General features: G+C 37.9%; 19 protein-coding genes. All 19 read left to right on the top strand.

All coding sequences use genetic code 11. The features are described from left to right. Positions 1 to 16 precede the first annotated feature (16 nt). The 19 genes from AA0017_RS09015 to AA0017_RS08925 all read left to right on the top strand — a co-directional run bounded on the left by AA0017_RS09015 (position 17) and on the right by AA0017_RS08925 (position 22,215). Entirely contained in the window at positions 17 to 1,624 is a 1,608-nt protein-coding gene (locus AA0017_RS09015) for a spore germination protein (protein WP_413381092.1), read from the top strand. After that, entirely contained in the window at positions 1,621 to 2,826 is a 1,206-nt protein-coding gene (locus AA0017_RS09010) for a Ger(x)C family spore germination protein (protein ID WP_413381091.1), read from the top strand. The genes AA0017_RS09015 and AA0017_RS09010 overlap by 4 nt, the downstream gene beginning before the upstream one ends. A gap of 97 nt (positions 2,827 to 2,923) precedes the next feature. Further along, the gene (locus tag AA0017_RS09005) at positions 2,924 to 3,313 is read left to right on the top strand and encodes a hypothetical protein (RefSeq protein ID WP_413381089.1); all 390 of its coding nucleotides are present in this window, start codon (positions 2,924 to 2,926) and stop codon (positions 3,311 to 3,313) included. Positions 3,314 to 3,418: 105 nt separating this feature from the next. Beyond that, positions 3,419 to 3,898: a DinB family protein gene (locus AA0017_RS09000; RefSeq protein WP_413381087.1), complete on the top strand. Its 480-nt coding sequence runs from the start codon at positions 3,419 to 3,421 to the stop codon at positions 3,896 to 3,898. Between the two features lie 98 nt (positions 3,899 to 3,996). Beyond that, positions 3,997 to 4,992 carry an oxidoreductase gene (locus AA0017_RS08995; RefSeq protein ID WP_413381085.1) on the top strand — a complete coding sequence of 332 codons (996 nt, stop codon included), beginning with the start codon at positions 3,997 to 3,999 and terminating at the stop codon, positions 4,990 to 4,992. A 224-nt stretch (positions 4,993 to 5,216) separates the two neighbouring features. After that, the gene (locus AA0017_RS08990) at positions 5,217 to 6,308 is read left to right on the top strand and encodes an endospore germination permease (RefSeq protein ID WP_413381083.1); all 1,092 of its coding nucleotides are present in this window, start codon (positions 5,217 to 5,219) and stop codon (positions 6,306 to 6,308) included. Next, on the top strand, positions 6,305 to 7,798 hold the full coding sequence (locus tag AA0017_RS08985; protein WP_413381081.1) for a spore germination protein: 1,494 nt from the start codon (positions 6,305 to 6,307) through the stop codon (positions 7,796 to 7,798). Before AA0017_RS08990 ends, AA0017_RS08985 begins: the two co-directional genes overlap by 4 nt. A 5-nt stretch (positions 7,799 to 7,803) precedes the next feature. Next, positions 7,804 to 8,982: a Ger(x)C family spore germination protein gene (locus AA0017_RS08980; RefSeq protein WP_413381079.1), complete on the top strand. Its 1,179-nt coding sequence runs from the start codon at positions 7,804 to 7,806 to the stop codon at positions 8,980 to 8,982. Positions 8,983 to 9,058: 76 nt separating this feature from the next. After that, positions 9,059 to 10,981 carry an ATP-dependent DNA helicase gene (locus AA0017_RS08975; protein WP_413381077.1) on the top strand — a complete coding sequence of 641 codons (1,923 nt, stop codon included), beginning with the start codon at positions 9,059 to 9,061 and terminating at the stop codon, positions 10,979 to 10,981. Between the two features lie 1,020 nt (positions 10,982 to 12,001). Next, positions 12,002 to 12,580: a class D sortase gene (locus AA0017_RS08970; protein WP_413381075.1), complete on the top strand. Its 579-nt coding sequence runs from the start codon at positions 12,002 to 12,004 to the stop codon at positions 12,578 to 12,580. A gap of 270 nt (positions 12,581 to 12,850) precedes the next feature. Further along, entirely contained in the window at positions 12,851 to 13,522 is a 672-nt protein-coding gene (locus AA0017_RS08965; protein WP_413381073.1) for a hypothetical protein, read from the top strand. Positions 13,523 to 13,944: 422 nt separating this feature from the next. Continuing rightward, entirely contained in the window at positions 13,945 to 15,351 is a 1,407-nt protein-coding gene (locus AA0017_RS08960; protein ID WP_413382511.1) for a sigma-54 interaction domain-containing protein, read from the top strand. Continuing rightward, positions 15,344 to 16,192 carry a putative beta-lysine N-acetyltransferase gene (gene ablB / locus AA0017_RS08955; protein WP_413381071.1) on the top strand — a complete coding sequence of 283 codons (849 nt, stop codon included), beginning with the start codon at positions 15,344 to 15,346 and terminating at the stop codon, positions 16,190 to 16,192. Before AA0017_RS08960 ends, ablB begins: the two co-directional genes overlap by 8 nt. 166 nt (positions 16,193 to 16,358) lie before the next feature. Next, positions 16,359 to 17,768 carry a lysine 2,3-aminomutase gene (gene ablA, locus AA0017_RS08950; RefSeq protein WP_413381069.1) on the top strand — a complete coding sequence of 470 codons (1,410 nt, stop codon included), beginning with the start codon at positions 16,359 to 16,361 and terminating at the stop codon, positions 17,766 to 17,768. After that, the gene (locus tag AA0017_RS08945) at positions 17,764 to 18,036 is read left to right on the top strand and encodes a YokU family protein (RefSeq protein WP_413382508.1); all 273 of its coding nucleotides are present in this window, start codon (positions 17,764 to 17,766) and stop codon (positions 18,034 to 18,036) included. Before ablA ends, AA0017_RS08945 begins: the two co-directional genes overlap by 5 nt. Positions 18,037 to 18,085: 49 nt before the next feature. Next, positions 18,086 to 19,426: an aspartate aminotransferase family protein gene (locus AA0017_RS08940; protein WP_413382504.1), complete on the top strand. Its 1,341-nt coding sequence runs from the start codon at positions 18,086 to 18,088 to the stop codon at positions 19,424 to 19,426. 193 nt (positions 19,427 to 19,619) lie between these two features. After that, positions 19,620 to 20,297 (top strand): 3-oxoacid CoA-transferase subunit A, encoded by a 678-nt coding sequence (locus AA0017_RS08935; RefSeq protein WP_413381067.1) that lies wholly within the window; start codon positions 19,620 to 19,622, stop codon positions 20,295 to 20,297. Beyond that, entirely contained in the window at positions 20,282 to 20,941 is a 660-nt protein-coding gene (locus AA0017_RS08930) for a 3-oxoacid CoA-transferase subunit B (protein WP_413381065.1), read from the top strand. Before AA0017_RS08935 ends, AA0017_RS08930 begins: the two co-directional genes overlap by 16 nt. Positions 20,942 to 20,946: 5 nt before the next feature. After that, entirely contained in the window at positions 20,947 to 22,215 is a 1,269-nt protein-coding gene (locus AA0017_RS08925; protein ID WP_413381063.1) for a peptidase, read from the top strand. Positions 22,216 to 22,271: the final 56 nt, after the last annotated feature.

Below are 22,271 nucleotides of genomic sequence, written 5' to 3'. Positions count from 1 at the left end.
GAAAAGAGGGAAAAGGATGCATAGATTAACATCAATTTGGAAAAAAAATCGTTCCTATCCAATTTCAAAAAAAGAAACGCCAATTAACGAAAAAACCACCCCGCTTTCTATTTTTAAAGATCTACATAAAAACGAACGTTATATTAAGGAAAAAACAGGATTTAGTGAAGATATCTTGTTTCGAACCTTTACTATTCAAGAAGAAGATCAGTTTGTGATTGCGGTTGGTTATGTTTCAGACCTAAGTGATCAAACATTCATTGAACAATTTATTAGCAATGTCATTTTGAAGGATGTTAAAAGCTATTTAGGAAAGGAGGAATATCCTTCTCATTATAAACTTTTCCAATATTTACGCCATTATGCGATGCCGATACATGATTTGACACAGCTTGATTATATAGAAGATATGTTTGATTTTTTACTAACAGGTGATTTAATCATTTTTGTTGATGGGATTGCTCATTGTTTAGTTATTAGTGCTGAACAAAAAGAAGGCAGAGGGGTAGAAGAGCCAACATCGCAAACGCTAGTACGAGGTCCTAAGGATGGTTTTACGGAAGGCATTAATGTCAATAAGTCGCTTATTAGAAGACGGATCAAATCACCAGACTTATGGGTTGAAACCCTAAATGTTGGCAGGAAAACGAAAACGGAACTTGCTGTTATCTATTTAAAATCCGTTGTCAAAGATTCGATGGTCGATGAATTACGAAGTCGGATTAAAAAAGTGGATATTGATGGTTTACTCGAGGGAGGGCAGTTAGAAGAATATATTCAAGATGCTACTTATTCTCCTTTTCCAACGTTATTAAACACCGAAAGACCTGATGCGGCTTCTTCTGCTATTTTAGATGGTAAAATTGTCGTCATTGTTGATGGCTCGCCTTTTGTTCTTATTTTACCAGCTTTATTTGTTAACTTTTTTGAAACAAATGAGGATTATTACCAACGGGTCGACATAAGCATTGCTTTACGCTTTTTACGTTATTTTTCTTTTTTTCTCTCCTTGCTCGTTCCGGCAACGTTTATTGCCGTCACTACGTATCATCAAGAAATGCTGCCAACACCGTTGTTAATAAGTTTGGCAGCTCAGCGTGAAGGCGTCCCTTTTCCAGCCATTATAGAAGTGTTTTTGATGGAGATTACTTTTGAAATTTTACGGGAAGCGGGTGTGCGACTGCCTCGTGCGGTTGGTTCGGCGATATCAATTGTCGGAGGGCTAGTTCTGGGGCAAACAGCAGTTGAAGCCGGTATAGTTTCATCGGCCATGGTCATTGTCGTATCCCTTACAGCTATAAGCAACTTTGTCTCTCCTTCTTTTAATATGGCAATCTCTGTGCGGCTTTTACGTTTTTTATTTATTATTTTAGCTGGAGTTTTGGGGTTATATGGCATTATTTTAGGGTTAATTGCTTTAGTTCTTCATTTAACGAGTTTGCGTTCTTTTGGTGTTCCATATATGACACCATTTGCTCCATTTATATTGAAGAATCAAAAAGATGCCTTATTTCGCTTTCCATTATGGTCCCTTAAGGAACGCTCATTATATATAACGGAAAAAAATCAAAACCGTGCGAATACGAAAAAGCCTGCACCACCAAAAGGAGCCAATTTGGAATGAGGAAAGGAAGAGAAACACTCGTTATTTTATGTTTGATTTGTCTATTATCAGGTTGTTGGAGCAAAACCGAATTAAATGAAATTGGGATTGTGACCGCGATAGGAATAGACTTAATTGAAGATGAGTACATCATTTCAGTACAAATTTTGAATCCATCTGAAATTGCTCAAATTGCTTCTTCTAATCAAATTCCAGTTTATGTTTATTCGATAAAAGCCAATTCCATTTTAGAGGCGATAAAAAAAATGAGTACGATCGTTTCACGAGAAATTTATATTGCTCATACGAGAATGGTCATTATTGGAGAGGAACTAGCCGTAAACGGAATTAGCAATATACTTGATTTTTTTACCCGTTACAATGAATTGCGTCCTGACTTTTATCTTGTCATTGCTAAAGATTATCGAGCTGAAGAGATCATAAGTGTTTTAACTCCACTTGAAAAAATTCCAGCTAATAAAATGTATACGTCTATGATCCTCTCAGAAAGAATTTGGGCTCCGACACGTGGTGTAAAAATTGATGAGTTAATTAACACGATTTTATCGGACGGAATGGAGCCTGTTTTAACAGGGGTAACCTTATATAAGAGTGGGAAGTCTGAGGGTGATTCTGAATCAAATGTTAAAAATGTGAATCAATATGAAGATTTACAACTGACGCCGTTTAGTGTTTTTCAGCAAGACCGTTTAATTGGTTGGTTAAATGAACAGGAAAGCAAAGGGGTAAATTATTTAAATGCAGATGTGATCTCTACTGTGGGACCGATCGATTGTCAAGAGGACAACCGGAATTTTACGACTGAAGTGACGAGTGCAAAAGCAGATGTAAAAAGTAAAATTGTCAGCGGGAAGCCTGTATTTTTTGTTCATATATCGCTTTCAGCTGAATTAAAAGAAACCTCATGTCGTATTGATCCAACTAATCGGGAGTCGATAAAAAAATATGAACAGTTAATGATAAACGAACTCCGTCATACGTTAGCCCAAACTTTTGCGGCTGTTGAACATTATCAATCGGATTTTTTAGGGTTAGGGGATCTGTTAAAAAGACAGCAACCATCTTATTGGGAGGAAAATAAACAAAGTTGGCAAGAACAGTTATCGAAATTATCGGTTGAATATCAGTTAGATGTGTCGATTGAACGGATTGGGACTACAACGAAGCCTTATCAGTTTGAGGAAATAAGAAATGGGAATTAATGACATGGTCAAAATGGTCTATCATTGTTACACTAAACGATTGTAGAGGGTACGTGTGTATCATTAATTTATATTTGAATAAGGAGTCTTTATTTTTATGGGAAAAGTTTTAGTAAACAAAAAAGAAAATATTGAAATTTCTAGGGTGATTCGTTCGAAAAAAAAGCGAATCCGTAACAAAGTGGCAAAGCGTTTAAATGAACAACTTGGAACGAATCAAGTAGAAATTCTATCAAAAGAAGAGGAGATTACGCCAAAAGCAAGTAACGAAACGGTGTCGGTATCAGGGTTACCCGTTACAAAATTATTGAAGCTTGGAAAGGCGTTCTTTAAAGAACAAGAGGTTATTAAATATTATTATACCGTGGACAAAGAGCCTTTTTATAAAAATAAGGAATTATTAATCGAAACGATAGAGCAAGAAGCCGTGAAGCTTCCAGTTTCAGAATATGACCATTTTCTAAAAGAGCTTTCAAATTTAAAATAATCAGCAGACGCCTTTATTTCAATATGAATGGAGGCGTTTTTTTGTACGAAAGGATATGAATTCGTTATACTTAAAAAGAGATTTGAAATAGGGGGACGTAATGAAATGGCGTATAAATCAAAGGAAGATTTTTTAGTAAGTTGGAAAATGGAAGCGGAAAAAACAAATGAAGTGTTCGCCGCTCTCACAAATGAGAAACTTTCGCAAGCGATTGTTGATGGGCATAATTCACTTTCATGGCTAGGTTGGCACTTAGTCGTCTCTATTTCTGGATTAGGACAACTTGCGGGTATACCTTTTACATTCGAAAAGCAGCAAGATGATAATCCAAATGATGTAGAGGAGTTCTTATCTTCTTATCAACGAGTAACTAATGATGTATTAGAGTATGTTGAGACAAACTGGAATGATGAAAGTTTTTTACAAGAAGTTGATATGTATGGTCAAAAAATGAGCATTGGTCATCTTTTGTTTACGATCGTTATGCATCAAGTCCACCATCGTGGTCAAATGACCGTATTGTTGAGACAAGCTGGCTTAACGGTACCAGGTTTATTTGGGCCAACGATAGAAGATTACGCGTAAGGAATTGCGTTCGTGTTATCATTATCCATTTTCATTAATGTTCGTATCGCTTTACCATTGTTGTCTGGTGAATAAAAGAGATAAAGGGGAAATGCCAAATGGATCGATTTCGTGCTTTATTAATTGAATTAGACGAAGAAACAAAAGAATTGAATAAAAAGGTTACGGAATTAACAATAGATGATTTGCCAGTAGGAGAAGTGCTCATCAAAGTGCAATATTCCAGTGTCAATTATAAGGATGGGATGGCACTTTTGGAAAATAACAAAGTAGTCACAAGCTATCCGATGATACCTGGTATTGATTTAGCAGGTACGGTCATGGCATCAGAAGATTCAAGGTTCACAAAAGGACAAGAGGTTATTGTGACAAGTTATGATCTTGGGACTGGTCATTTCGGTGGTTATTCTGAGTATGCACGAGTTCCAGCTGATTGGATTGTACCATTGCCAGAGCGGCTTTCCTTAAGAGAGGCTATGATATACGGCACAGCAGGCTTTACAGCAGCTTTGTCGATAAAACGTTTGCTTGAAGAAGGGGTCACCAAAGAAGCTGGACCTATTTTAGTCACCGGGGCAACGGGTGGAGTTGGCAGTATGGCAGTCATGATGCTTCATACATTAGGGTTTGAAGTGGTCGCTAGTACGGGTAAAGTTGCTGAAGCTGGTTATTTACAAAGTTTAGGGGCAAGCTCGGTTGTGGATAGAAGTGAATTTTCACAGCAAGGAATGAAACCACTTCAATCCGGTAAATGGCAAGCGGCCATTGATCCGGTCGGTGGGCAATCATTAGCGAATGTATTAGCTCAAATGCGCTACGGTGGAACGGTTGCTGTGAGTGGGCTAACTGGTGGTGTGAAGATCCCAACAACAGTGATGCCATTTATTATTCGTGGCGTTAACCTTGTCGGGATTGATTCAGCCAATTACCCAATGGAAAAACGGCTAGATGTATGGCAGTTTATAGCGGATAAATTACATGAAAACGACAGAATAGAAAAAATCGTCTCAGAAGTTCGTTTGGATGAAGTGATCGATGTCTTAACGGCCATTACAGCAAATAATCATAGAGGCAGAACGATTGTCAAAATTTAATAACGGATGATGTTAAAAAGCTCTTAAAAGTTCTCTTTCGAACTTTTAGGAGCTTTTTTGTTTTCTTGGGTTCGTACCGTAATTTGATAAATTTAAGGGACGAATTCATCTATAAACATATAAATTTTTTCTTAGTGGAACGATTAACCTTCTGTGGTAAGTAAATGCATAAAAATGGTCGTATTTGGGGGAAGTTAATAAAAATAAACACTTGGGGGAAGAAAATGATTAGTAAAAATGAAATTACGATTAGTCAAATTATCTTCATTTTCCTTCTTTCCATTGGTTTAGTGAATCATGTTCAGATGATTCCGTTATTATTAAATACTTCTAGAAAAGATTCATGGATGGCCGTTCTGATTGCCTTGCCTATTTGTATATTAATTGTTTGTGTTGTGGGGTTTCTTTTAAAAAAAGTAAATAAAGTACATTTTCTTGTTTGGATAGAACGAAAATCCAACCGTTTTGTAGCTAGCATTGTTGGGATCATCTTTTGGTGTATCTTTTTGATGAATAGTTATTTAACTTCAAGAGGGGTGATTGAATGGACTCAAGTGACATACCTCAAAAAAACGCCAATTTTTGTGACGACACTCGTGTTACTTTGTTTAGTTTTTTATTTAGTAAAAAAAGGGTTACGAACGATAGGAATTGTTGCGGGTGTTTTGCTCCCATTTGTTGTATTGGCTGGTTATTTTGTTATGACGGCAAACTTTCAATATAAAGATTATGAACTTTTAAGACCTTTTTTTACGACATCTATCAGGGAGATTAGTTGGACAACGGTTTATATTTTGAGTTCCACGATCGAGTTAATCTCCGTACTATTTATTCAACATAGAGCTAATCAGAGTATAAAGACGAAGCATTTAATCTTATTAAGTTTTTTTCTCATCTCCTTAACGATCGGTCCACTCATGGGATCTGTTGCCGCTTTTGGGCTTTTTTCGCAAACGATGCGATACCCAGCGTTTGAGCAATGGTTACTCGTTCAATTAGGTGACTATATATCAAATGTCGATTTTTTATCGATTTATCAGTGGTTATCAGGTGCATTTGTCAGGCTAGCCTTTGAGATTTATTTGATGGGGGAAATATTTGCTTATGTGTTTAAGGTAAAGAAATTAGTCTATTTTTATCTCGTTATGACACTCATCTTGATTGGTTTTACGGCATTTCCAGTCGTTATTGTGATGGATGTTATTTCTTTTTATGAAGTATATATGCCACTTCTTTTTATTATTTATATCGGTATGATTATGCTGTTTACTTTATTAACTTTTGTAACAGGCTCGAAAGGAAGGGAGTCGATGTGAAGAAATTAAACAAAATCAAATCTTCTCGTAGTCAGGATGAGTCAAGATTAGATGTGAATGAGGAGATGTTTAATGGACAATCGTTATCAGATTGGTCGATTAAGAAGTTTAAAGAAGAACTTAAAGACGCAGAAGATTTTATCGTTGAGTCATATCAATACGAAAACCTAGAAATTTGCTTTATTTACTCCGAAGCGATGATCGATAGAAAACAATTAAATGAATTTGTTTTTCCTAGCATTGCTGAAATAGTAAATGAGAAACGTTTTTCTCAAACATCACTCATGAATGAACTCGCGTTTAACAAAATTGACTCAGACCTTGTGTTGTTTGACCGTTTATTAAATGGAAATTTAATTATATTGATTGAACAAGAACAATGGTTACTCTATCGACGAATGTCAGATATAGCTAAGCGTGAAACGGAAGAATCAGCAACGGAAATTTCCATTAAGGGTCCACGTGATGGGTTTACAGAAGATTTAAATACAAATATATCTTTGTTAAGAAAACGATTAAAAACGCCATTGTTAAAAAATCGAGCGTTTGTTCTTGGGACGAAAAGTCAAACGGATGTATCTTTAGTTTATTTAGATAAAACAATAAGTCCAAAGTTATTAGATACGGTAGTCGAGCGTTTACAGTCATGTCAAGTTGAATATTTAGAAAGTAGTCAGCAGCTTGAAGAATATTTAGGGAATAATCGATTGTCTTTTTTTCCTTTAGTCAATTATGGTGGGAGAGCGGATTTTTTAGCTCAAAGTTTAAGGAGAGGAAGGTTTGGGATTATTATTGACGGTTCTCCGATGGCGTTAATTGCACCTACTAATTTAACAGAACAAATTAAATCTCCAGAAGATTTTTACCATCCTTTTTATTTTGTGGCACTTGAACGATTATTACGTATTTTTGGTTTTTTTGTTTCGATCTTTTTACCAGGATTTTATATCGCCTTATCAGCTTATAATGTGGAACAAATTCCTCTCTATTTGTTGGCGACAATTACGAACTCTCGTTTTGGTATTCCTTTTTCCGCACCAATGGAAGCTTTTTTAATGATTTGGATGTTCGAAATCTTTCGTGAAGCAGGTGTTCGGCTGCCAAAATCGGTCGGTCAAACGATTGCTGTTATTGGTGGGTTAATTGTTGGGGATGCGGCGATTCGAGCAGGGTTGACGTCTCCTACTTTGCTTGTGGTCATGGCTGTTTCAGCCGTCGCTCAATTCACTTTAATTAATCAATCTTTACTCGGAACCGTTACGATTTTTCGACTTGTCGTTTTGATCTGTTCATCTTTTTTAGGAATGTTTGGGTTTTTTATTAGTTTATATTTTATTTTGACCTATATAGCTAGTTTAACTTCATTTGGAGTAGGTTATTTAGAACCGCTTGCACCAATCACTATAAAAGAATGGGTAGCAGCGATATTGGACAGACCAAAAAGTTCCCATATAGAGCCTTCTAAGATGTTAACGGAACAAAAGGATTGATAACGATGATGCAAATTAAAAAAATCAAACTTATTTTTATTGTGCTTATCACGCTCTTCCTTACAGGATGTTGGGATTTAGTTGATATTCAAGATATAAATTATGTTGTTGCCGTGGGGCTTGATTATGATCCGGAAAGAGAGGTTTACATTTCTTATGCCCAAATGCTCGATTTTTCTTTTGTAGCGAAGCAGGAGCAACCACCTGGTCAAGATCCTGTCGTCTATATCGGTAGAGGGGAGGGGAAGTCGGTTAATATGTCATTAACTAATTTGTATAAAACAGCACAAATGAAGACATTATGGAGCCATGTAACGACGGTTGTTTTTACAGAACGATTATTAGAATCTGGAATAGAAGAAGTCATTGATGGTTATACACGCTTCTCAGAAACAAGGCTATCTCAGTGGGCTTTTGCTACAAATGAGCCGATCGATCAACTATTTGCAACGCCTGCCTTTTTTAATCTTTCAACCTTGTTAACCTTGTTACATAAACCACATGAAATTTTAGAGCAAAGAACCTTTGCATTATCAACACGACTAAAGGATGTTGTCATTGAATTGACAGAACCAGCGAAAACAGTCCAACTTCCATCCTTAACAATCAATTCAACACAGTGGAAAAAAAATGAAGAGTTAACGGAGAAAATGGAGTATGACGGAATCTACTTTGTCAAAGATAACGACTATAAAGGTTTTTTGCCCTTGAGGGATTATCAAGGGTTACATTGGGTAAGTGAGGAAACAGAACGATATCCTATTTTTTTAGAAGTTAATGGAGAAGAGATTGGTGTGTTAACTATTGAGGGAATAAAGGTTAAAAAAAAGATGGAATTGGTAGCAGGTCAGCCTGTCTATCATTTGGATATTAAACTTGAAGCACAATTGTTAGAGCTATTAAAGGAAATGGAAGACCATGAGGTGCAAAAAATAGCCGAAAAGATTGTGAAAAAACAAGTGAGAGATACTTTTCTGACCGGTGTAGAAAAAGAAATTGATTTGTATGGTCTAGAATTTGAAACGTATGTACATCACTATCGCGAATGGGAACCTTTAAAAGAAAATTTTCCACTACAAGCACAATTATTAGGAGACATTAGTGTGGAGATTGATGTCGTCCATTCAGGATTATTGAAGTTTAACCAAAGTGCTGAACATACAACACGGCATAAAAGGGAATAAAATCTTTCACTATCGGCTTTTTCTCGTTTCATGTATAATAAGCTAGTTATGGATAAAAAGGTTGAAGGAGTTATACATGAAAACACAATTACCATTTAATGTAGCAAAAAATGAGCAGTTTTTTGATAAATTGGGAGATTATATCGGTGATGTCTTTTATGATGTCTTACCGGAAAAAGGTTTTGAGCTTCGAGATGAGCAAATTTTTATGGCTTTCCAATTGGAACAAGCTTTTAAAAATAAGAAGACGATTTTTGCGGAAGCTGGTGTCGGTACGGGTAAAACAATAGTCTATCTTTTATATGCGCTCTGTTATGCCCGTTATACGAGGAAACCAGCCATTATTGCCTGTGCGGATGAAACATTAATTGAACAACTTGTTAAACCGAATGGCGATATTGCCAAGTTAGAAAAGGTCCTTGGTTTAAAAATGGATGCAAGACTTGCTAAAGCACGTGATCAATACGTTTGTGTGAGTAAGTTGGAGAGTGTTGTAACAAGAACAGATGACGAGGATATTAATCGTGTGCACGAACAAATTCCCTCTTTTGTTTACCAGCATACCCAATCGCTTGAGCGTTTTACACGCTACGGCGATCGTAAGGAGTACCCATGGTTATCGAATGAAAAATGGGCAGAAATTGCTTGGGATCCGTTGCAACAATGTTCGACCTGTGATCTGCGCCATCGTTGTGGACAAACGTTAAATCGAGACTTTTATAAAAAATCTGCTGACTTGATTATTTGTTCTCAAGATTTTTATATGGAACATGTTTGGACAAAGGAATCTAGAAAGCGTGAAGGTCAATTACCGTTGTTACCTGAAGCGAGTTGCTTAATTTTTGATGAAGGTCATCTCCTTGAATTTGCCGCCCAAAAAGGGCTAACGTATCGTTTTCATTCACAGACATTAACGAAAGTGCTAACAGGTTATATGCAACAAAATGTCCGTGAAGAATCCTTGCTTTTAATTGAAGAAATTTTACTGATTCATGATGAGTGGTTTGATGAATTGCAGCAATCAGCGATTCATCATGAGGGATCGATTCGGGCTTATGTACCACGTTCAAAAGAAATGTTGCAACTAGCCGCGAAAATGAATAGTTACGTGGAACAATTGTTAGATCAGCTTGTATTTGATTCTGAATTGTTCACAATCGATGACTATCATGTCAAAATGATTGAGGAATATTTAGAGTTTCTTTCATACGGTCTATCGATTTTACTTAAAGAAGACCATGGAATCTTTTGGTTAGAGCAATCGGAGCATGAGCGAACATTTGTTATTATGCCAAGATTAGTAGAATCGATTTTAAAAGAAGAAGTGTTTCAAGCAAACATTCCGATCGTGTTTTCATCCGCTACATTATCAAGGAATAAAGACTTTTCTTTTATTGCTCAAAGTTTAGGAATTGAAAGCTATGAATCTTTTGCTGTGGACTCGCCTTTTGATTATGATGAAAAAATGAATATTGAAGTGAAAAAGGCATGTACAGAGGAGACGAAGTGGCAAGAAATGAAACAAGCTTTATTAGATAATGGGGGCCAATCATTAATTCTATTTGCAAGTAAAGAAGAAATGAACCATTTTAAAGCTTGGGCAAACAAAGAGAATTGGCCATTCACTTTATTATATGAAGGCGAAAAAGAAATTAGTGTGATAGTTGAGCAATTCCAAACGGAAAAAGAAACCGTGCTTTGCTCCTATCATTTGTGGGAAGGGCTTGATATACCAGGTGATTCCCTTTCGCAAGTGCTCATGTCTTCCTTACCATTTCCACCTAAGGACCCTGTATTTGATGCGAAACGAAATCATACAAGTAACCCTTTTTCAGAGGTTGATTTACCATATATGCTTTTACGTCTTCGTCAAGGTGTCGGCCGCTTAATTCGTACGGCGACGGATTCAGGAACGATTCAGATCTGGTTAACGGACAAAGAGTACCAAGACTTATGGCCAATCATTGAAGAAGTGTTACCGACTAAAGTTACGTCTTAATAATTAACATAAATCCCTAGATGCTTGTAGAGGTCATCTAGGGATTTTTTTATAAACATAGTTATTTCCTCAACTTTCGCAGCGTATAATTAACCCTTAACCGTTGATAGAGATTGACTTTAGGGCGATATAATACTCAAATTGACTTTACATGAACGGTTCAATCGTTGACAGTCTGAACACATCTCTTCGTAGGCTGTTGAAGGAAACTGTTCACTAAAATGAAGCGCCTCGGCGTGTGCTACCAAACAGACACCAGACATGGGAGTGATTTATGCTCTACTTGTTTCATGCCCTCCGGCGGTCGCTCCCAAACAGACACTCCGCGTCCTGCCGGAACCTCATGAGCCTCCTCAGCGTTTCACGCTTGCGGGGTCTCATTGGACGGTTTATTCCGGCGGGAGTCTCCGTGTCTGTTTGTCCGCTAGATACTGGAATCGAATCTAGGTTCGGTTTTCTCATTGAATAAAAAAACAGTCATGACTTCAAAGGACATTAGCTTGAGAATGATTTTTTCTCCTTCCATGACTCATTCCGTTACAGTTGTAAACAAATCCGTGTGGATGCTCTGTACGTTTGCTAGATGATCGAGCTTGTTTCGATTGGAATCCTGTCTTTTCATGACGGCAGACTTAGGAAAAAAATAGGTGGCAACGACCTATTTAGTTCCATAACCAACAAAGGGAAGAAGAAGGTCCTTCTGCGTTAGAAATAGCTGATTGAGAATGGCCCTATCATCAAGCCTCTCCACGACACTTAGCGGACAAAACCATACGGAGACTCGCCAGGTTCCCGCAGGACGCGGAGTATGGTTTTGGGAGCGACCGCCGGAGGGCAGGCATATTGAACGGGTTTTCTCGATGCGAAAGTTGAGTTATTTCTATAAAACGTTTAAAATGTATATTTTTTCAGAATTTTGTTCAAAATTATGATACAATTTATTTACTAGTTATCCAAATGTATGGAGTGATTTAATAATAAAGATAGAAGAGATTACAGTTACATATGGGAGGATTTAGGATGAGGGTCATTGCTAGTTTGATTATGATCGTAGGTTTGGCTTTTCTTATTTATGGAGGATATGAAATCTTCCAATCGAGTCAAAAACAAAAACAATCCCTTGCTGAAGCAAACGAAGTATTAGCTATGGAGCGGGATGTTGAAAACCCTATCTCTAGTGCGGAATTAATGGAAATCAATGATGGTGATGTGATTGGATTATTAACGATTCCAAAACTAGAAAAGGACTTGCCGATTATTTCTGGAACAGAAGAGGAAGAGTTAGAACGAGGTGTTGGTCATTATAAAACGACGAAATTACCTGGGCAAAATGACCAAATTTTGTTATCAGGACATCGGGATTCTGTTTTTCGTGGCTTTGGTGAACTTGAGATCGGTGATCAATTTATCGTAGAAATGCCATATGGTAAGTTTGTGTATGAAATGTATGAATCTGAAATTGTTCCGGCAGACGATACGACTGTCATTCGTTCGATGGCCCCTGATGAAGTTCTGACATTGTCAACCTGCTACCCCTTTAATTTTGTGGGTAGTGCACCAGACCGTTATATTATTTATGCAAAACCTGTGGTAGAGTAAATTTCAAAAAAACAGATCAATCACCTTTAAGAAGTGAAAATTTGGCTTCTGAAGGTGATTTTATTTTTTGCACTAGTTGGTTGCTCTCTTGCAACAGGCTTTTATAGACTTCCTTGCTTTATACGTTAGGAGCACATTTCTTAAAAACAACTTTTGCAAAAACGACTTCTTTTTAAGACAGGCATCGATTAATTTGTTAGAATAATAAATGTCTTTTAGTTTGATTGAAACATATGTAATTGTGTTTGAATTTTTTGGGGGTAAATCATCATGCAAAAACGAGGTAACCTCATTGGAGGAATGATAGTTCTTGTTACGCTAACAGCTTGTGTTAATAGTGTAGAAGAGCATCCAATGTATCCAGCGGGAGAACAAGAGTCCATCGCATATTCTTCGGAACAACTTTATTTAAATCAATTGGATTCAGAGCTGATTTATGTTTATGATGAAATGGAATATCGAGTTGAGGCAAGACTTATTTCACAGGACACAACCGAAGGACCCGGTTCAGGTAATGATTTAACCAAAAATGTTGAATCTATTATTGTGCCACATGAAGCAGTCGTCTCTACAAATGATGATAATAATATGCTAATTATGAACGGTGAAGGATATAGTTATGCTTATGAATTAATCGAGTCCAACTATATGGAAATGGCTAGTATCATTCAAACATTTGAAGAATCTATTCAAAAGTCAGAATCAAATCACCGAGTTTCATTAACTAATTTGCACTTCGGTGACTATCCAGAAATAGCTGATTTTGATTATTTTACGATGGCCGATCGAGAGCATGAGAACATGTATATGCTCTTAAAAGAAGAAAAAATCGACAACCAGCTTTATTTACATTATGTCATTATAAGCATCGCTAATGACAATATAAGCGATGAACTACTTAGGACGATCACATCGAGTATTGCTTCGATTAAATTAAGATAGCAACGATAAGAACAGACTGAAAATAAGGCGGATGGTGCAAGTCGATATATGACTACTCCGTCTATTTTGTATGGTAGTCATTGAAAAAGACTCATGCTCAACTTTAACTAGGAAGAATCTTAAACTATTAGGTTATTCATTAGATGAACAATAATGGCTTCAGCTGTTTTTTCTTGTAATTAAAACGGAGTGAGCGGCATGCCCGGAGACTCCTGCGGGACTAGTGAAGGACGGGAGACCCCGCAGCGTAAGCGAGGAGGCTCCCGACTCACCCGCGGAACGCGTAGGGTATGCCGCTCGCGGAGAATGCATAACTAATGCAACCCTTTTCTAACCTACACGAATTAGCATTCATAAGGAAAAGCATTAAGACCATATACTATTATTAGACCGTTAGTGAGGTGTTGACCTTGAAAAAAGAAATGAATGTTTGGGGACAAATGCTTGAAACTATATTGGAATTGATTGATGAAGCCATTCATGTTGTGGATCAAAATGGAGTGACGGTCTATTATAATCAAGTGGCAGCGAGTCATGACGGGCTAACAAGGAAAGAAGTACTTGGAAAACATCTATTAGACGTTTTCCCTTCGTTATCGGAAGATTCCAGCACTTTATTAAAAGTGATGAAAACGAAAAAAGCGATCTATCAAAAATCCCAAACTTATAAGAATAATAAAGGTTTTACGATTGATACAATTAATACAACGATTCCTCTATTTATTGATCAGCAGTTATATGGGGCGATAGAAATAGCGAAAGACATGAAACAAATCAAGCAACTTTCTGAGAAAATTTTAGAATTGCAGCAAATGGATGATAATCGAAGAGATAATAGAAAACAAACAAAAGAACCTAAGTTATCAGAATGGAACGATATTATGACCGATGATCCGACCATGATAGCTCAGATGCATATAGGGAAAAAAGCGGCTGAAACCAATCATCCGATCATTGTTTACGGTGAAACTGGAACAGGTAAAGAGCTTTTTGTGCAAGCATTACACAGACAATCGAAGCGAAAAAATGAACGTTTTATCGTTCAAAACTGTGCTTCTTTACCGAGTAGTTTACTAGAAAGTTTGTTATTTGGTACAACCAAAGGTAGCTTTACAGGGGCGGTCGATAGAAAAGGTCTATTTGAATTAGCTCATAAGGGTACTCTTTTTTTAGATGAAATCCAATCGATGCCATTAGACTTTCAAGCGAAGATTTTAAGGACGATTGAAGATGGTTTTATTCGAAGAGTCGGTGGAACAGAAAGCTATCGAATTGATGTGAGAATCATTGTGGCTATGAATCAACACCCTCTAGAATGTGTCGAGTTAGGGTTATTAAGGCAAGATTTATATTACCGTCTTTCCTTATTTTTAATTGAATTACCGACTTTAAAGGAAAGAAATGAAGATATTCCCATATTAGTCGATTATTTTTTGAAAAAAGCCAATCGTCCGACAGCTAAATTGGATGCAAATACGGTTCACTTACTGCAAGCTTATGACTGGCCAGGCAATATAAGAGAACTCCGACATGTGATTGAATATGCGTTAACGATGTCAGAGGAAGATACAATTAGCCTTCATCATCTACCACACCATCTTCAAAAGAAAATCAGCTCAATATCAGTAGAAAAGAAAAGTTCCCAAACACTCAAGGATAAATTGGTGAAGGAGGAAATGAGTTATATTAAGGATGCTTTAAAGGCGACTGGGGGAAATATTAAGCAGGCTGCCAATCACTTAGGTATTCCTCGACAAACACTTCAGTACAAATTGAAAAAATATCAATCCAATGACGAACGGAAAAAAGGGGGAAAACCGAATGATTAGCATTGCAACAAAAGAAAAGGTTCATAATGAATGTTTTCAAGCGGAGCTTTATATTGATCGAGCCAATGAACGAATCCGGGTCGATGAATTTCGTGGCGATCCAAAAAAGCTTCTCACTGAACTTGAACAAATGAGACAAGAAAAACCATTCACGAAATTAATAATTTATGCGAAGCCAACACAGTGGCATCGTTTATTGCCATTAGGATTTGAATTGGAGGCGGTTTTTAAAGGGTATTTTAATGGGGTCGACAATTATGCAATGTGCCGCTTTTTTACGAATGAACGCAAAAATTGTGGCGATTGGATCGCAGAAGACCAAATTATGCAAGGCGTACTGAATAAACCAATTCAAAAAGGCAATAAAGATTTGCCATCTGGTTATCAACTACGACGGGCGAATCAAAAGGACATTGAACCATTAGCTCGCTTTTATGATCGTATTTTTTCTAGCTACCCCGTTCCGATTAGTGAACCTGCTTATTTGCAAAAATTGATGTCAGGTGGGGCGATTTTTTACCTTGCTACTTTTGAAGCTGAAATTGTTTGTGCGGCTTCAGCCGATGTTAATGCTGTGTTTCATAATGCTGAAATGACCGATTGTGCTACGGATCCAACGCATCGTCAATACGGTTTAATCAAACATTTAATTAAATTAATTGAAAGGGAGTTATATTCAAACCGAATCTTATCGACTTATTCAATTGCACGAGCAAACTCTTTTGGTATGAATTCCGCTCTCCATCAATTAGGTTACCAATATCAAGGAAGGCTAACGAATAATTGTTTTATGGAAGGGGCCTATGAGAATCTAAATGTTTGGGTGAAAAATCAGCATTAAAAAAGCTCATTTTTAGGCAGTTTACTGACTAAACTGCTCAAAAGTTGGCACTAAAATTAACGAGAGTAATAGGAAGAGCCGCTTTCTGCGGTTATTCCTCCTTTATTTTATTTTGGCATAGATATTGCAATGTATCTGGTTATAGAGATAAAGGAGGAATATGATTATGAAATCATTTGTTTATCAACCAGAAAGACATTGGAAAGAGATTGAATTATGGAAAGGTGTGACTGAGGCCGAATGGAATGATTGGCTTTGGCAATTAACTCATACAATTCGTACGCTCGATGATTTAAAAAAAGTCATTGATTTAACGCCTGAAGAAGAAGCAGGGGTTAAAATCGCCACTAAAACGATCCCACTGAATATTACTCCATACTACGCATCATTAATGAACCCAACAGATCCAACCTGTCCGATTCGTCAACAATCAGTCCCAATCGATTCAGAGCTTCATAAAACTAAATATGATTTAGAAGATCCTTTAGAAGAAGATGAAGATTCCCCTGTTCCTGGTTTAACCCATCGTTATCCCGACCGTGTTTTATTTCTTGTGACCAATCAATGCTCGATGTATTGTCGCTACTGTACGCGCAGAAGGTTTTCTGGTCAAATTGGAATGGGAGTGCCGAAAAAACAATTAGATGAAGCAATTAACTATATTCGGGAGACTCCAGCAGTTCGTGACGTTTTAATTTCTGGAGGAGATGGCTTATTAATAAATGATACAATTTTGGAGTATATTTTGAAAAATTTACGTGAAATTGACCACGTGGAAATTATTCGAATCGGCACAAGAGCACCAGTCGTGTTCCCACAAAGAATCACTGATAATCTTTGTAATATTTTAAAAAAATACCATCCTGTCTGGTTAAATACTCATTTTAATACGTCAATTGAAATCACAGAGGAAGCAAAGGAAGCCTGTGAAAAATTAGTCAATGCGGGTGTTCCTGTAGGAAATCAAGCTGTGATTTTAGCTGGCATTAATGATAGCGTCCGCATTATGAAAAAGCTCATGCATGACTTAGTTAAAATGAGAGTTCGTCCTTATTATATTTACCAATGTGACTTGTCTGAAGGAATCGGTCATTTCCGCGCCCCGATTTCAAAAGGTTTAGAAATTATTGAAGGCTTAAGAGGACATACTTCGGGCTATGCTGTGCCGAGCTTTGTTGTAGATAGTCCTGGTGGTGGCGGGAAAATCACACTTCAACCGAATTACCTTCTTTCACAAAGTCCGGATAAAGTCGTCCTTCGTAACTTTGAAGGGGTGATCACCTCCTATCCTGAACCAGAACATTATGTGGCTGGTCGCGCCGATGATTACTTTAACGATATTTATCCAATGACCGAACAAGAGCAGAAGAAATCAGGAGTGCTTGAGCTTTTATCAGATCAAAAGACGAGTATGACGCCGGACTCCTTGGAACGTATGCAAAGAAGAGAACGATTTGTTACGGATCCGAACCATTCGTCTTTAAAAGATAAACGAGATCTCCGAGAGAAATTGAAAGAGAAAAAGTATCAAGCAGAGCAAAAAAAGGCCGCAAAAAAGGAGTCAAAAGATGATTAAATGTGTCTGGTGTGAAAAAAAGGCAGCAGAGGAAATAAAGGCACCTGTTTATTGGGAGCTTCCAAGCGGATTACGAGCGATCGAAATTCAACAAACACCGAGCGTACAATGCGGAGCCTGTTCGATGCTTTATCAACTTGATGAAACGGTCGAAAAAATTGAAGACCAATTATTATTAATTAATACTGATCTCGTCCCTAATCAAATTACCTTTACAGAACTAATGGAAATTCCTCGATTATTAAAACGAAATTATTTCCGTTTTTAATTTTGTTTCGTAGGGTACTACCAGTTTCATGAGGGGGTGAATGAGTGTTATGAGTGAGTCCTTTTTAATTAAGCCTGATTTTGATAAAAACTATCAACAAATTTCTCATGGGCGGGGTGTTTTTTTATACGATCAAAACGGGAAATCATACTTGGATGCTTCGTCTGGAGCCGTGACGGCTTCATTAGGTCATGGTGTATCAACTATCCGCAAGGCGATGCTTGAACAAGCCAAAAAGGTTAGTTTTGTTTATCGTTCCCAATTTACAACAGAACCTGCCGAAAAGTTAGCGATTAAGCTGAATGAAAAAATCAGTCAAGAGATAGATTATTATACGTTTTTTGTCAATAGTGGTTCAGAGGCCACCGAGACCGCTTTAAAAATCGCCATACAATATTGGCAAGATCAAAAGCGGCCAAGCAAAACGTTTATTTTATCAAGATGGTTTAGTTATCATGGCATTACACTCGGAGCTCTATCGATGTCAGGACATATTAAAAGAAGAGAGAGATTTGTCCCTTTGCTTGAAAAATACCCCCAAATCGAAGCACCATATTGTTATCGTTGTCCGTATCAAATGAGCTATCCAACTTGTCAACTCAAATGTGCAACAGAACTGGAGACCGCAATTAACCGAATTGGTGCCGAGCAAATTGCCGCTTTTATTGCCGAACCGATCGTTGGAGCTGCCGGAGCCGCTATTACACCACCGAAAGGGTATTACGAAAAAATAAGTGAGATTTGTCAAAAGAACGATATTTTATTTATAGCAGATGAAGTGATGACCGGTGCTGGACGGACAGGAACCTTTTTAGCGTGTGAACATTGGCGTATTCAACCTGATATCGTTACATTAGGTAAAGGTCTTGCTGCTGGTTATGCCACGATTGCAGCCACGTCCATTCATCAAAAAATATATGAAACGATTCGAATGAATTCGAAATTGATCATGAGTGGACACACGCATAGTGCGAATCCATTTGCCTGTGCAACCGCTTTAGCCGTATTGCAATATAATGAGGACGCGAATTTGACTGAAAAAGTAAAAAAGAAAGGAATATATTTAAAAAAACAACTCAAATATTTAGCGGAAAGGTATAAGATGATTGGCGATATACGAGGTTTAGGCCTGTTAATTGGGGTGGAACTTGTTCTATCAAAGCGAAAAAAAGAAATGTTTCCACGCGAAAGGAAAGTCGTCGAAAAGCTGATCGAGATTGCAGAACATGAAGGCTTATTGTTATATCCAGCAAGTGCAGGAGACGGAGTACGGGGCGATGCTTTTTTAATCGCCCCTCCTTACACGATTACGTACGCAGAAATGCATGTACTTCTCGCTAAATTACAAAGCTCATTTACTCGTTTAGAGGCGGAATTAAAAGTAATCTAGCTACGCCTGTTAGAAGCTCGAGAAAAATCGGTTCGTCTTTATGAAGACAAAGAGCGTCTTCAAAAGCCGCCCCTTGCCCACAGGACGTGGGTACAAGGCGTTGCGACAGGACGTCGCGAACTTAGCGTTGCTCCTTAATTTTCTCGCTTCTGAACGAACAGGCTTCGCTTTATATTTAAGGAGGCTGACGGGGGTGGATAAAGAAACGACGCTCCATTCGATACGTTCGTTTTTTAATGGTGAATTAACGATCATGTATAGTGGTTTCGGCGGCATTGGCAACCCTCCTTTATTAGTGAAAGAATTGTTAGAAGTGAGTCTAGATCATGTCACTTTAATCGGTAATGATGCTGCCTTTCCGACGATCGGAATCGGTCCTGTGATTGCTAATAAGAAAATAAAAAAACTGATTACCTCACACATTGGCTCGAATCCTATAGCTGGAAAAAAGATGATTTCTGGTGAACTAGAAGTGGAATTCTGTCCTCAAGGAATATTAATGGAGCGCATCCGAGCTGGTGGGGTGGGAGTTCCGGCGATTTTAAGTGATATTACGTATGCGGAAGCATTAAATTTAACGAAGGAGGAAGTGGAGTGGCAAGGGAAAAGCTATTATATTGAACCGGCGTTAAAGGCGGATCTTGCTCTTATCTTTGCGAAAAAAGCCGATCGTTTTGGTAATTTAATATATGAAGCAACCGCAAGAAATACAGCACCGCTCATGGCCATGGCTGCAACGACAACAATCGTGGAAGTAGAAGAAATTGTCGAAATTGGTGAGCTAAACCCTGAAGAAATTATTACGCCAGGTCTTTTTGTTGATTATTTGATTCAAAGCAAAGGGGTCGATTGGAAATGGGCTTGGGAATAAGAGAAAAAGAAACGATGGCTAAACGAGCTGAGCAAGAAATTGAGACGGGTATGGTCGTCAATCTTGGCATCGGGATTCCTTCGCTCGTTGCCAATTTTATTAAAAAAGAGAAGTTTGTTTTTCTTCAGGCTGAGAACGGTCTTTTAGGGATGGGTGTCAAACCTGATGTAGGAAAAGAAGATCCGATGATTTGTAATGCAGGAGGTATCCCCGTAACGCTTACAAAGGGTGCCTCGTATTTTGATAGTGCGACTGCTTTTGCGATGATTCGTGCGGGACAAATTGATTTAGCGATTTTAGGAGCCCTTGAAGTGAGTGAACAAGGGGATTTAGCTAATTGGATTGTTCCTAAAAAAATGGTTCCTGGAATTGGTGGAGCGATTGAACTTGCTCAAAAAGCGAAAAAAGTAATTGTCTTAATGAGCCATACGAATAAAGATGGAAAAGCAAAAATCGTCCAAAACTGCACGTTGCCTTTAACGGCTAAACAATGTGTTCATATGATTATGACTGAAAGGGCGGTTATCGAAGTCACAGCCCAAGGGTTACTTTTAAAAGAAATAATCGACCCATTTACACTCGAGGACGTTCTATTATCAACCGAGGCGACGCTTCATGTAACGAAATCCTGTTATAGGAGTTGAGATATATGGCATCTGGAGATAAAAAAAGGGTGGAGCGATTAATTGAGCAATATAAAGAAGAGTATTTTCAGCACCTTTGCCAGCTGATAAACTTCGAATCAACATTTGGACAGGAATTTGAAGCTCAGATGTATTTAAAAAAAATAGTAGAAGACTTGCAAATGGAAATTGATATTTTTGAACCAGACTTAGATGAATTGAAGGAACATTCTGCCTATTTATCCGCTCGTCAAACTTTTAATGGGAGTCCTAATTTGGTCGGGATATGGAAGGGGACAGGTGGTGGTCGCTCGCTTTTATTAAATGGACATATTGATGTGGTCCCTGCTGGTGATTTAAAGCAATGGTCTCAGCCCCCTTTTATATCTGTCAATAACGGACACTCGATTAGTGGACGCGGAGCAACTGATATGAAGGGCGGGACGATTTCTTTATTGTTTGCTTTAAAAGTCGTTCAAGAAATGAAGGTCAAATTAAAGGGCGATGTGCTATTTCAAAGTGTCGTTGATGAAGAATGTGGAGGCGCAGGGACTCTTGCCGCTATTTTACGAGGGTATCAAGCAGATGCAGCAGTCATTCCTGAACCAACAAAATTAAAAGTGTTTCCATTACAACAAGGTTCGATGTGGTTCCGCATTAAAGTAATCGGGAGAGCGGCGCATGGAGGCACGCGTTATGAAGGGGTTTCAGCCATTGACAAAGCGTTTGCAGTTATCGAGCAATTAAAAAAGCTTGAAACGTTACGAAATGAACGTATCAATCATCCTTTATATCAAAACATTCCGATTCCAATCCCCATTAATGTCGGTAAAATCAATGGTGGTGACTGGCCGTCTTCTGTTCCGGATGAGGTGACAATAGAAGGTCGCTACGGCGTATCGTTTGATGAAACAATGGAAGAAGCAAAAGAGGAATTTGAGCACATGTTATCATCAGCGATGTTTATGGATTCTTGGTTTAAAGATCACCCAGTTTCGATTGAATGGTTTGGGGCAAGGTGGATGCCAGGCAGTATTACTTTAGAAGATCCGTTTTTAGAGCAATTTAAAAGAAGTATCAAGAAGGTTTCTGGAAAATCAGCTCGACTTGAAGCGGCTCCGTGGGGGACAGATGCTGGGCTCTTAAGTCAAATTGGCGGCATCCCAACGGTTGTTTATGGTCCAGGAATAACCGAGCTTGCCCATCATCCAGATGAGGCGATTGAACTTGAGGCCATCATTGAAGCGAGCAAAGTGTTTATTGATCTCATTCTCACATGGTGTGAAGTAGAATAATCTTTCTCCTTGATAGTTTTGCATTTTAATAGCTATAATAGTTGAATGTGAAAGAT

The sequence above is a fragment of the Alkalihalobacillus phoenicis genome, assembly GCF_047302405.1.
Taxonomy (GTDB): domain Bacteria; phylum Bacillota; class Bacilli; order Bacillales; family Bacillaceae_D; genus Alkalihalobacillus.
Note: the sequence above shows the minus strand (reverse complement) of the source record. Positions and strands in the feature narration are given on the sequence as shown.